12 protein-coding genes are annotated in these 13,550 nt (G+C 26.7%); 10 read left to right on the top strand and 2 right to left on the bottom strand.

Features of this window, described 5'->3' with window-relative positions:
* From NH288_RS05820 to NH288_RS05785, 8 genes are all read left to right on the top strand, one after another.
* Positions 1-820 (top strand): sensor histidine kinase (locus NH288_RS05820; RefSeq protein ID WP_265213842.1); only part of this gene is annotated, 820 nt, incomplete at its 5' end.
* A 219-nt stretch (positions 821-1,039) separates the two neighbouring features.
* Positions 1,040-1,927, top strand: coding sequence for an ABC transporter ATP-binding protein (locus NH288_RS05815; protein ID WP_265213840.1), 888 nt, complete (start codon positions 1,040-1,042; stop codon positions 1,925-1,927).
* 1 nt (position 1,928) lies between these two features.
* The gene (locus tag NH288_RS05810; RefSeq protein WP_265213838.1) at positions 1,929-3,209 is read left to right on the top strand and encodes an ABC transporter permease; all 1,281 of its coding nucleotides are present in this window, start codon (positions 1,929-1,931) and stop codon (positions 3,207-3,209) included.
* The gene (locus NH288_RS05805) at positions 3,169-4,725 is read left to right on the top strand and encodes a radical SAM protein (protein WP_265213837.1); all 1,557 of its coding nucleotides are present in this window, start codon (positions 3,169-3,171) and stop codon (positions 4,723-4,725) included. Before NH288_RS05810 ends, NH288_RS05805 begins: the two co-directional genes overlap by 41 nt.
* Positions 4,726-4,792: 67 nt before the next feature.
* A complete protein-coding gene (locus NH288_RS05800; RefSeq protein WP_022620838.1) occupies positions 4,793-4,990 on the top strand; it encodes an Apre_1838 family putative sactipeptide bacteriocin in 198 nt (65 codons plus the stop codon).
* A gap of 127 nt (positions 4,991-5,117) precedes the next feature.
* Positions 5,118-6,347 (top strand): ABC transporter permease, encoded by a 1,230-nt coding sequence (locus NH288_RS05795; RefSeq protein WP_265213836.1) that lies wholly within the window; start codon positions 5,118-5,120, stop codon positions 6,345-6,347.
* Between the two features lie 30 nt (positions 6,348-6,377).
* On the top strand, positions 6,378-8,153 hold the full coding sequence (locus NH288_RS05790) for an ABC transporter ATP-binding protein (RefSeq protein WP_265213834.1): 1,776 nt from the start codon (positions 6,378-6,380) through the stop codon (positions 8,151-8,153).
* A gap of 27 nt (positions 8,154-8,180) precedes the next feature.
* Positions 8,181-8,702 (top strand): VanZ family protein, encoded by a 522-nt coding sequence (locus NH288_RS05785; RefSeq protein WP_004812176.1) that lies wholly within the window; start codon positions 8,181-8,183, stop codon positions 8,700-8,702.
* A gap of 724 nt (positions 8,703-9,426) precedes the next feature.
* Here the strand turns inward: NH288_RS05785 and NH288_RS05780 are convergent.
* Entirely contained in the window at positions 9,427-10,797 is a 1,371-nt protein-coding gene (locus NH288_RS05780; protein WP_265213833.1) for a relaxase/mobilization nuclease domain-containing protein, read from the bottom strand.
* A complete protein-coding gene (locus NH288_RS05775; protein WP_033647464.1) occupies positions 10,797-11,165 on the bottom strand; it encodes a plasmid mobilization protein in 369 nt (122 codons plus the stop codon). Before NH288_RS05775 ends, NH288_RS05780 begins: the two co-directional genes overlap by 1 nt.
* A 435-nt stretch (positions 11,166-11,600) precedes the next feature.
* Here NH288_RS05775 and NH288_RS05770 point away from each other — a divergent pair, with 435 nt between their 5' ends.
* Together NH288_RS05770 and NH288_RS05765 are read left to right on the top strand one after the other, a co-directional pair.
* A complete protein-coding gene (locus NH288_RS05770; protein ID WP_265213831.1) occupies positions 11,601-11,993 on the top strand; it encodes a metal-dependent transcriptional regulator in 393 nt (130 codons plus the stop codon).
* 194 nt (positions 11,994-12,187) lie between these two features.
* Positions 12,188-13,549, top strand: coding sequence for a salicylate synthase (locus NH288_RS05765; RefSeq protein ID WP_094202811.1), 1,362 nt, complete (start codon positions 12,188-12,190; stop codon positions 13,547-13,549).
* The last annotated feature ends 1 nt before the right edge of the window (position 13,550 follow it).

Genomic DNA, 13,550 nt, shown 5'->3' with positions numbered 1-13,550 from the left:
AGATTATATTGACTTATGCAAAAAAATAGACGATTTGGATGAGAATATTGTTAGTTTCCCGACTCCTTATAAAACTTTAGAAGATTCCATAAATAGATTAAAATTTAAACAAAAAGAGATAGAATATACGCTTAAAAAAAGAGAAAATGAAGATAATGATTTAATCACCTACTTAGCACATGACTTAAGAACTCCTTTGACATCTATCATTGGATATTTATCAATGCTTGATGAAATGAAAGACTTGCCTAATAAGCAAAGAGAGAAATATATTAGACAATTATTAGAAACAGCATTAGGATTAGAAGATCTTATAAACCAATTTTTTGAAATTGCTAGATTAAATAATGGTGAATTTAGTATTCATAAAGAAAAAATTGATTTAGAATATTTTTTAATACAATTAAGAGATGAGCTTTATCCTATGATGAAAGAGAATAATCATAAGATAAATATCTCAAGTGAAGGCTCAATATTTGTAAATGTCGATCCAAATAAAATGAAAAGAGCCTTAGAGAATATTTTAAAAAATGCAATCTTATATTCTTATGCAAATACAGAGATAAAAGTTAAAATATATCAAACGTATAAGTGTGTAATATTAAAAATTATTAACAAGGCCGATACACTAGAAGAAGCGCAGATAAGAAATATGTTTAACAAATTTACTAGATTAAATCTAGCAAGAAATTCAAAAAAAGTGGGATCTGGCTTAGGTTTACCTATCGCAAAAGAAATTATTGAATTACATGAGGGTAAGATAGAGGTAGAAAGTTCTAATAATGAAGTTATTGTCATTGTAAGATTAAAAAATAAATGAGGATTACACCTTAATTATGTATAAAACTACATAATTAAGGTGTTTTTTTATTTTTTAAAAATTAATGAAATCTTAAGAATTAATCAATAGAATATTAAAACACTTTTTTATTGTATCAATTAAAATAAAATCATAGAGGAGTAAAATTTTTATCACTAACATGAAGATGTATTTTTTACTTTTTAATAAGGAAGCATAAAAGATAAGGGAGGTAGTTTAGTGGAATTAGAGATTAAAAACGTAAGTAAGAAATTTAAAGATAAATTAGCGGTTGATAATGCATCAGCTACGTTATGTCCAGGTGTTTGGGGACTCTTAGGTGCAAATGGTGCTGGGAAAACAACTTTAATAAAAATGATCACTGGAATTAGTACACCGAGTCAAGGCGAAATTTTATATAATGGGGAAAGAATCAACAAATTAGGAGAAGAATATAGGAATTTGTTAGGGTTTTTACCTCAAGAATTTATTTGTGCTCCAGAGTTTACTGTAAATTCATTTTTACAATATGTAGCTGCTTTAAAAGGTATAGACAAGAGCAAAACAGAAGAAATGATTGATAAACTCCTAGAAGTATTAAACTTATCTGATGTCAAGTACAAAAAAGTAGTAAAGCTTTCAGGAGGAATGAGAAGGAGAGTAGGAATATGTCAAGCTATTTTAAATGATCCTAAAATATTAATTTTAGATGAACCAACAGCGGGGCTTGATCCTGGGGAAAGAATTAAGCTGAGAAATTTTATTACCGAAATATCTAAAGATAGAATAGTTCTCCTTTCGACTCATATAGTCTCTGATATTGAATATATATCAACATCAAATTTAATTATGAAAGATGGTAAATTTGTATATTCTGGAACAACTGATGAACTGATATCTAAAATTAAGAATAAGGTATACGAAGCATCTATATCAAATAGAGAATATGCAGAAAAAGAAACACAATTGAATGTTGTTAATGTAAAACAACAAGATGATGGAAACGTACTCATTAGATACATATCAGATAAAGATGATGTTTTAAATAATTCTAAATTAACAAAAGCTCATCTAGAAGACTTCTATTTATGGGTCTTTCCAGAAGATAGAAGTTTTAAGGTGAATTAAAATGAAAATTTACTTAAATGAGATAAAGAGGATTTTATCAATAAGATCAAATCAAATTATAATATTGTTTTCATTACTACTTGCTATATTGCTTTCCATAGCTCCAATTAATTTTACAAAAATTACCTATGGAGAAGGAGATCAAGTAAAAAATTTAAAAGGAAAAGAAGCAATAGAATATATTAAAAAAGCTAAAGAGCCTTATTCAGGAAAGATAACAGAAGATTTAATTTATAATGGCACAAAAAAATATAGAGAAATACTAAGAAAATATAATGTTACTGATAGGTCTGAATTAAAACCTGAAATTAATACAAAGGAGCTTATGCCTATAGAACATATAAGTAAGAAAGTAAATGAAGTATTCACTGATTCTCAAAGTAATAACCTTCCTCCAGTTTTAAGCATAGATATCAATGATACCAAATATTTTTACAATAAAGTATTTGATTATCTAAATAAAGTAATTGAAAATGAATATCCTAATAAAGCTCAGAATCAAATTATAGAAAAATCTGAAAAAGCACTGAGTAAAATAAAGACTCCATATGAATATTATGGATATTATAGTACAGATGCAAATGATTATAGAGGATTTTATAATACGATAATAATAATTTTAATGGTTGTAGTAGCAGCTCCAATATTCTCGTCAGATAGTGAGAATGATTTAGATTATATATTTAAAACAACTAAATATGGCAGAAGAAAGTTTGCCATCTATAAAATCCTAGCAATACTTACGATTTCGGTATTAACTTTGCTCTTAGGAAACTTCATACAAGGCTCTATATTAGACTATGCTTTTGGAACAGAGTATAAAAAGACTTCTGTTCAGATGATGTTTAGTGCTTTAAGTTTGCATAATTGGAACTTTGGACAGTTTAATAAATATATGCTTATTTGTAATAGTATCATATTGATTTCAACCATTCTTGCTACACTAATTATTTCTGTATTAAGTAAAAGAAAAGTTGAATCCATAATGAAATCAATTTTATTAGCAGTATTTCCAACAATAATTTCTCCTATTGGTATGATTAGTGCTATAAACTATATTTTTCCATCTTCAGGAGTAGGACTACTCAATTCATTACAAAATCAAATAGCTGATTTTAATTTTGTAAATGTTTTTGGAAATTGGATGAGTTCATCAAGTCTTATAATGATATCAGCTGTAATATATATTATTATTTTACCAAGTTTAGTAGTAATGATGTATTCAAAAATTGGAGGTAATTATGGACTTAATAACCCTAGAAAAAGAAAAGTTAGAAAATAAGTACAAAGAGTTATGCAAGGAAGAATATCCAGGAAGATTAGGCAAAACATTTAAGACAAAACGTAATTTTTATTATTATGATAGTGGTACTGGTAAGGTAGCACAAATAAACGAAAACGTGTATAAAGTCTTAACTAAATTTTTAGAGAGCGAAAATTTCTTGGATTTTATAAAACTTGATATGTCTGAACAAGAATTTTGTGAGGCTATAAGTGAAATAAAAGATGCGATTAATAAAGAAAGTATACTCTCAGCAACTAAATTTAATTGTTTGACTGGAAAAACTTATGAACAAATTGATGAGATAATAGATAATAAGATACAAAATGTTACCTTAGAGGTTACAGAGAAATGTAATTTAAGATGTAAATATTGTATCTATAATGAATCTCATCCTGAATACAGAGCTTTTGGTCATAAGAATATGGACTGGGAAGTAGCAAAAAAAGCTGTTGATTTTTTAAAAGCTCATTCACAAAATTCTGATGAACGTCATATTGGATTTTATGGTGGAGAACCTTTAATAAACTATGATCTTATAAAGAAAACAACAGATTATGCGAATAAGTTATTTGATAAAATGACTTATTCTATGACAACAAATGCTACTTTAATGAATGAAGAAATTGCTGATTATATTATGAAGAATAAATTCAATATTATAGTAAGTTTAGATGGATATAAAGAGCTTCATAACAAAAATAGATTGTTTGTTTCTGGGGAAGGAAGTTTTGAAAAAACTATTAATGGATTAAAAATTTTATTGAGATCAGCAGAAAAATATAATAATAAAGAAAACATTACCTTAAACATGGTAATCGAAGGACCTGATTATGAGGATAAGTATGATAAGATACAAGTTTATTTAAATGAATGCGATTGGTTGCCTAAGAATATAAACATATTAACATCTTCCATAGATTATGGACCACATGAAAGCATATATACAAGACCACAATCTTATGAAGAAAGAATGATTTTAAAAGATTATTATGATCCAATTTTATCGTGGGATGAAAAAAATAAAATAAGGAATAAAGATAATACTAATGAAATATTTACAGATGCTGATGTAGATAAGGCTATGATGATTATACACAAAAGATTATTATCTGAAAAGCCTGTTAAAAAATATGGGATGAATGGTTGTTGTGTCCCTGGAGAAAGACGAATATATGTTACAGTAGACGGAAATTTCAAAATTTGTGAAAAGGTAGGAGATATTCCAGAGATAGGAAATGTACATAAAGGGTTTGATGAAAAAAGAATAAAAGAATTATATTTTGATGATTTTATTAAAGAATCTAGCAAATATTGCAAAGACTGTTGGGCTATTAATTTATGTACTTTATGTTATGTAAATTGCTATGATCAATATGGCACACATTTTTCTTATAGACATAATTCTTGTAGAAGTGAAAGAAAATATTTATTAGATAGCTTGATAAAATATCATGAGATATTGGAAGAAAATCCAGATGTACTCAAGGAATTTAACGAAATTGAGTTTCAGTAAAAATGATATGAATTAGATAAGTATATATGTATATATATATTTAAATAATTGAGAAGGAGGTGAGAATGTGAAATTTATAAATCCTATAGGAAGACATCCGGGCAGTGGAGCTCAACCACAAGCATGCATGTGTTCAACAGGTTTTGCTGGATATCGTGGCAACAATGATAGTTGTATTCATTGTGGCTGTGGTTGTGGCGGTAAAGGAGAATATAGAACTGGTAACAGAGTTCGCGCTTTAAAAACTCCAAGAGCATCATATTAATGATGAATCATAGAGGCTCACACTATATAGAAATTTTAGTCTATATTTTGTGGGCTTCTATAATAATTATAAATAATAAGACTAGTTTGCTTTGTCAAAGCTGTAAGGGAGGTATAGTTTATAGATTATGAATATATATATACAGGAACTTAAAAGATTTTTATTTAAAAAATCGGTAAGAGTCTTTTTGGGCATGGGTTTAGTTTTTACTTTTTTGATATCATTTATTACTTATGTAAGTATACAATATGATGATATAAGTTCTGGAGATACAATTACTTATTTTGGTAAAGAGGCTATAGAACACTTTAATGAGGATAGTAAAGATTCTATAGGTTATTTGACAGAAGAAAAAATAACTAAAGTAGTAAAATCTTATAAAGAAATATTAAATAATGAAAATGTAAACAGTAGAGAAAATTTATCAGAGGATGCCAAAAAAAATATATCGAAATTTGATCCTATATTAAGAGTAATAACATACCCATATACAATTACAAAATCTGGAAGTTTACTTGATGTAAACGAACTTGATACAGAAAAAGATTTAAATTTTTATCAAAGTTGTAATGATGCGTTGAAAAAAGACATAGAACAGAAATATAACAACGACAAGATAACAGAATTTGCTCTAAAAAAATATGAAGAGGTTAATAAACCATATTATTATGCAGGGTATTTTAGTGAAGATACACTATTTTTCGTAAATATATTTGTAACAGTATTATCATTAATATGTATATTGATTTCATCACAATGCATTGTTGAAGATAAAGAAAATTACCTAGATTCAATTTTTAGAACAACTAGAAATGGAAGAAATAAATATATTTGCAGCAAGATACTTGCCTTAGCAAGTATTATATCGCTTTATTTGATATTAAATATATCTATTTATTATGGCGCTATTAAATATATTTACACTAGTGGTTTAGACTCATCTTTTCAAATGTTACTATTTAATCAACTGTCAATATCTAATTTAACTATAGGTAAAGTTATATTAAGTGTATTTTTGTTAAGTATATTATTTACTATTGCAAGTTCAATGATGTCAATATTTGTCGCTATAAATTCAAAAGTTTCTATGGTTTCATCAGCCATATCGAGTGTTTTATTTTTTATTCCATCATTATTGTATGGAAAAACTTTGTTTAAATCAATATTTTATTTTTTGCCGTCTTTGGGATTAGGTACTACAGAAAATAGCTTAATTGAACAGTATCAAAAATTTGAATTTGTTAAGTTGCCAGGTAAAATTTTATGGATTCCAAAGTTTCTAGTAATAATGGCTTTAATTAATATTGCTCTGTATTTATTGCTAAGTATAAAATCATATAACAAAATAGAGCAATAAATATTTTAATGGGAAGTAGAGGATAAATATATGGGTAAGGATAAAATAAATCATCTTGAATGTATAAAAATAGCATTCAAGATGATTTATGAAGTAGATAAAAATTCTTTTGCGATTACTATAATATTGTCAATTGTAAGTGGTGTTTTTCCGTTTTTAGTTCTTAAATTAGGACAAACAATAATTAATATAATTCAAATTCATTCCACTAGATTTGATAATATTATAATACTTATACTTATATATTTATCTTTACAATTTATATCTGTAATAGTAGATAATATTAAAAACTACTATTTACAAAGGTTAAGTAATGAAGTTACTTATTCTTCTATGAGGAAAGTAATGGGAAAATGTGCTGATTTGCCTTTAAAAAAACTTGAAGATAATAAAACTTACGATATTTTGAACAGAATAGAGCAAGATGCTACATTAAAGCCATATGAAATATTGATGTCAGTTATTAATTTGATTTTTAATTTAACGCAAACTATTATAGCTATGTATGTATTAATTAAATGGAATTATTTTTTGGTTATTCTTTTGTTTGCAGTTACCATAATATCAGTGTTTGGAGAAATAAGAATAGGTAAATTAGAATTTAATATAAGAAATAGAAGAAGTACTTTAGAGAGGAAAAGTTGGTATTATTCTTTTTTATTAACTCACGATATTGCTTTTAAGGAGATAAAAACTTTTAGGTTAAAAAATTATTTTATTAGTAAGTATAAAGAAATTACAGATACTATTATTAATCAAAATAATAGCATTGAAAAATTGAAAGCTTTATTAATAATTGTTATAAATTTTTTTCAAGTTCTTATTAATTTATATATTTTTAAAGAACTTGCATTTAAAACGTATAATGGAGAATTTTTAATTGGAACTGCTATGGTGTACATAAGCACAATTGTTATATTTCAAGGTTCTCTTAATGAAACAGGAACCAGTGTATACAATATTATTAATTCAAATTTATATATAAATTTACTTAAAGAGTTTCTTGAATTTAAAACTGACGATTTAAAAGAAGAGACAAAAACTATACTAAGATCAATAAAAGACATTAATGTAATATCGTTATCTAATATAAACTTTTCTTATGATGATAATAGTTTAGCTTTGCAAGACATTTCTTTAAAGATAAAAAAAGGAGAATCCATTGCAATAATTGGGGAAAATGGTTCGGGAAAAAGTACACTTCTAAAAATTTTAGCTGGTTTGTATAGTCCAGATTCAGGTGTGTTTTTAATTAATGGGATGAAATTTGATGATATTGAAATAGAATCTTATAGAACACAGATTAGTTCATTATTTCAAGATTATTTGAAATATGAGGGGACAATAAAAGAGAATATTATATTAGGGCAAATTGATAGAAATGAAGACGACTTTTCGATTCTAACAGCATTAAATAGTGCTGATGCAAAATTTTTAAAAAATGATGGTAAATATAATATTAATAAAGTAGTAGGTAATTGGTTTGAAAATGGGCAGGAACTTTCAGGCGGACAATGGCAAAAAATTGCAATAGCACGAACTATGTATAGAAAATCAAGTCTATTGTTATTTGATGAACCAAGCTCGTCATTAGACATAATTTCTGAAAAAATCATATTTGATAATATTTTAAATAATTTGAATGATAAGATTATTATATATATCACCCATAGGATAAGATGTGCGATGAATTCTGATAGAATTATTGTGATGGATAATGGAAAAATAGTAGGTGATGGGAGTCACGATGATTTAATTGAAAACTGTAATAGATATAAGTTAATGTATAATAAGGAATTTAAGTGACTTTAATAGATTGAAGGGGAATTAATTATGAAATTGAAAAATCAATATATTTCAGTTGGGATGAAAGTGCTAACTGTATACTATATAATTTGGTTAATCTTTATTGTAGTATTTAAAATGACATTTTCAATCAATAATTTATTGATTGAGCGACAAATAAATTTACTACCATTTTATTATGACAATACAGTTAATATTAAAGTTATTTTTGATGAGATGGTATCAAATATACTCATTTTTTTACCTTTGGGAATTATGATTAGATCTATTTTATTTCGTAAAAACAATTTAAAAAGTATTCTTTTTGTATTTTTCTTTAGTTTAGCTATAGAGTTTTTACAGTACGCATTGTCAATTGGAGTATTTGATATAACTGATATAATTAATAATACATTAGGTGGTGTATTGGGCGTGGGAATATATAATTTAGCTTTAAAAAAATTTAAATCTAAGTTTAAAGTAGATAAATTTATTTTTTGGATAGCTTTTATTAGTGCTATTTTTATAAGTTTAGTATTAATTGTTTTTTTAAAATATAATGGTATTTAAAATTTTGATATTAACTAAATTATTAGTATCAAAATTTTTTGTATAACGGGCAAGTTCCAATACTGGGGTGAAAGTTCCTAAATAGCGTAGTTGTCGACGAATTTCATAGCGATCCTGAAATTCACATGGAGATATGTGGAAGAGAGGAACGACATGACTTGACGAACAGGAATATGATATTAAGGTTGGTTTGATGTTTAGATGAAAGTATACTAACAGTAGCAAACAGTGTAGTGGCAAACAGAGTAATGGTTTTAGTAACCAAATGTATAGAAAAGAAGTTAAGATTAAAAGTAAATGCAACAAAATTCAAAGTTATTAAACCAACAAAGCTAAAATATTTAGGATTTGGATTCTGAAAAAGAAAAGAGAGTTGGAAGGCTAGGGAACACGAGAATTCATTATAAAAGTTTAAAAGAAAATTAAATGTCCCACTGTAGATGGAAAACAGTCCTAGGGGTTTGGCGACTATTATTAAGTTGTAACTAACATAACAGGATTGTACTATATAAACAAAGAAATCCTCAAAAAGAGAGGACTTTAAAGCTGTTCTGATTATTATTTGCATTGAACTACTTGTATGTCGAATGGCACGTACGATGGTGTGAGAGGGTTATATTTAGTCCTACTCGATTTTTATTGGCAAAGGCAAAATGAGAGCTCATATTTGAAAGGGGCTGTGGAAAAGTTTCCACACTATCCTATCATTTTTTTATAGATCCAATTACTTATACAATTCATTATAAATATACTTATCAGTATTCTTTCTTAATTGAGTCAATTCATTTATCAAGATATTCTCGTTGGCGTAGTCATCCATAAGAATATCTTTTTTATTTTTGTATTCATCATATAATTTTGACAACTCTTTTATACTTGGATTTTTATATTGACACTTTTCTAAAGTATTTATTGCTTTTTCATATGCGATAATTTGAGGCTTATATTCACTATAAAAATTTTTATCATTTGGATTTTCTTTATAGGTTTTATAGATAACCTTATTTATTTTTATAGTGTTAATGTCTTCAATAGCTGTGTAAATTTCGCTCATAACTTTCTCTATATCCTTAATTTTATTTAAAATTTTTTGCCTATTAACAGCCTCATCTTGAAGTTTATTTTCTAAATCCATACTAGATGATAGACCATATTTTCTAAGCTGATTTAAGGTATTTGCCATAGTATTCATGTTATGTTTTCTTGCCCATATTTCATAACCTTTGGAAGATTTAACCTTTTCATTGCCTTCTATATCTATTATATTATCAAATTTCTTATAAGATTTCTTAGCATAATATATTTCACTATTTTTGTAATCTTCATTTACCTTATTTTCAATTCTTTCTTTTATTTTCTCTTTTGTATAATCTTTTCCAAGAGTAGTTTCCTTCGCACGAATGAATCGCCCCTTTTCTCCTTGTTTTTTATGTCTGAAAGAAAGATATTTTCCAAGTTTAATTTCATAGCCATATTCTTCCATAAGCTTTAAGAAATTCTCATAGCTATTTGCTTTATTAATAGCATGATCAATAGAAATTTGAAGTTTATGTTTCCAAGATTTTCCTTTATTAAATTCAATATATTCTTTGTAGGATTTACCATTGGTTTTATACTTTTCTTTAAATTCTACATAATCTTCATCTATAACAGAGAGCTTATATTTTCTACATAAATCATCACTATGATTTCTAATTTGGTGGTAAGTTTTTTTGTTACTTTGATATGCTTTACCAGTTTCAAAAGAAACATTATTAAATAGTATATGATTGTGAATATGTCCCTTATCTATATGGGTAGTAAGAACATATTCATACTTTCCTTTTAAGATTTTATCGCATAGTTCTATACCTATTTGATGAGCCTCTTCAGCAGTAGTTTCTCCAGGAAAAAAAGATTGAATTAAATGTCTTGCTAAAACTTTTGCTTTAGAATTACATTCTATTTTTGTTTGTTCAAATTCTAAATGAGCAGTTATAGGGTTACAGTTTAGGGAGGAAATTAGAATTTTTTCATCTGTTTTATCACTATTCATAATGTAATCAAGTGCTACTTTTAAAGTGGATTTTATAGGATGAATTTTAGTAATTGCCATTATTCTTTCTCAGTATTTATGCTATTAGAATTAGTAAGAGAGTATATTTTTTTACGCATAGAGAAAATATCTTTTGCTTGATTTTCTAATAAGCTTTTTAAATCTTCTACATCATCTTTATATATAATTGATGTAGTATTTACCCTTTTAGCAATTTGATTTATATTATTTGAAGTACGACTTATATTTGTTGACATTTCACGAAAGACATCCATATCTAATACATAAATATCTTTTTCTAAAATACATTTCATAATAAATTGCCTAAGAGTTTTGCACTTAGATGCTTTATGTTTTTCATTTAGCAATTCTAACTCCTCGTCAGATAACATTAAATAAATTCCGTTATTTCTAAATCTACTTGTCATAATTTGACCTCCTTAATAAATTTATTAATCGAAATAAAAAAGAAAAACCTGTAAATTCAAGTAGGATAACTTGACTTACAGGTTTAATTTATTCTATATATTTCGTCTGGAAATCTCCTGATTTAATTTTTTAGTATTTATATTTTATCACTTTTTGAGATAATATTCAAGTTTGTGTTGGGGCTATTATAAGAGTTTGTTGCTTAATTTAATCATTATAAATTTAGGGGTTTGGGGATATTCCCCAACAAGTAAAATGGAAAAAAATAAGCGATATAATAGTAGTATTCTTATTTCATTTTTAGTAAGTGCATATGCACTTACTGTGCTTGCTGAACAAGTGTTAAAGGATTTTAATATATTTGTAATGTTAGAGAATATATTTTATAATTATCTTAATGGGGTATACATTAAAATATAAAAAAGAAAAGGGGTATGATTTTGGGAGGTAAGCTTCACAGAAAAGTTTTTTCTAAGGAACACTATATTGAAGTAATTTATGTTTTATTGAGAGAAAAAGAGAATGTTTATAATAAAGACATTGTTAACTATACGAAGTTAAGCAAACCATCAGTTAGTGTGGCTATAAATAATTTAATAGATGAGGGGTATGCGTACAGGGAATCTATGTCAATAAAGCTAACGGAAAAAGGAGAAAAAATAGGTAAAGAATTATATAATAAACATATTTATTTTTATAATCTATTTTTAGAATTAGGCGTTGAACCTAAACAAGCAAATGAAGAAGCGTGTAGTGTTGAACATGTAATATCAAATGAAACATTTAAAAAGATTAGAGCATTTATAGAAGAAAGCAGTAAAAAATAAGCAAATATTTTCAGGTAGGCAGTTTTAATTAAATTATTAGGTAAATCTAAGTTGATTTAATTAGAATTGTTTTTTTATGTAGAAATTTATACTTTTTTACAAATTTTAAAATTATTTGAAGTGACATATTGATTTTTATAAATATATATGTTAAAATTAAGTTAGTCAAGACTAACTTAATAAAGGAGGATAATATGCCTAAAATAAACAGAGAAACTTATGGTAAGGCCACTATAGATACTTCAGATAATGACAATCTGAATTCATTTGTGTTAGCGATAAAAATAATAGAAGATATAGCTAATGAAATTCAACCTTATGTGGTGTATGAAAATCTCAATGAAATATCAGTTGCTATAGGAGAATATATTGGAATTGAAGTGTATACAGACAAAATCCTAATAACTGAAAATGGCGATACTGTAGAACATAAGGTAAGTGATCTAAGTGAAGACATGAAGAAGGTTTTCGAAAATATAAACTTTACTGACTGGAGAATGTATGGAATCGCTGATTTTAATTATGCAAAGCATACATTTTTGAAAAATGTGAGTGATAAGGAAGTTTTGTTAAAGATGTTTATTCCAAGAACTGACATTAGAATTTTAGAAAGCTCAATAGAAGTAAAATCTGTTGATAATATCGACGAAATAATTTCAGCAGTGGAGAAATGTGCAATAAATTCTACTAAAGAAGAGTTGAAAAAAAATACTTCGCCAGTTGCTTTAGAAAAGCTAAAATCAATAGATAGTGAATACTACAAAGAGATTGTTTCTAAAGGAATAGAAGAAATTAATAATGGTAAGTATGATAAGGTTATTTTGTCCAGAAAAATTAAGTTAGAGAAAAAAATCTTGCTAAAAGATAGTTTTTTATTAGGGAGAAAATACAATACCCCTGCACGTTCATATTGTCTGAAAATTGGTGATGTTGAAGTTATAGGTTTTAGTCCAGAAACAGTTGTCGAGGTGGATGAAGAAAAAAAAGTATACACATTTCCTCTAGCTGGAACCAGAGCATTAACAGATGATCCTATAAAGAATAAGGAATTAAAGTGTGAATTATTAAAAGATCCTAAAGAGATTGCTGAACATGCTGTTTCTGTTAAGTTAGCTTTTGAAGAATTAGAAAAAGTTTGTATAAAGGATAGTATATCGGTAGTTAAATTCATGGAGGTTTTGGAGAGGGGTTCAGTTCAGCATCTAGCATCAAGGTTGAAAGGGACGCTTAAAGAAGAATTCAATGAATGGCATGCATTTACTGCTCTTTTCCCGGCAGTTACCGCATCTGGAATACCCAAAGCAGAGTGTATAGATGCTATAGATAGGTTAGAAAAAGACGAAAGAGGATTATATAGCGGAGGCGTACTAACTTATGATCAAAATGGAACAATGGATGTGGCATTAGCTTTAAGAACTGCATTTCAAACAGACAAAGAAACATGGATTCGAGTAGGTGCTGGAATTGTAAAATTATCAAAAGCAGAAAGAGAATTAGAAGAAACTAAAGAAAAAGCAGGAAGCATTTTAGACAAGTTAGTTTATATAGAAGATTAAG

The sequence above is a fragment of the Anaerococcus sp. NML200537 genome (genome assembly GCF_026131715.1).
Taxonomy (GTDB): Bacteria; Bacillota; Clostridia; order Tissierellales; family Peptoniphilaceae; genus Anaerococcus; species Anaerococcus kampingae.
The sequence above is the reverse complement of the archived record's forward strand: the minus strand, read 5'-3'. Positions and strand labels throughout refer to the sequence as shown.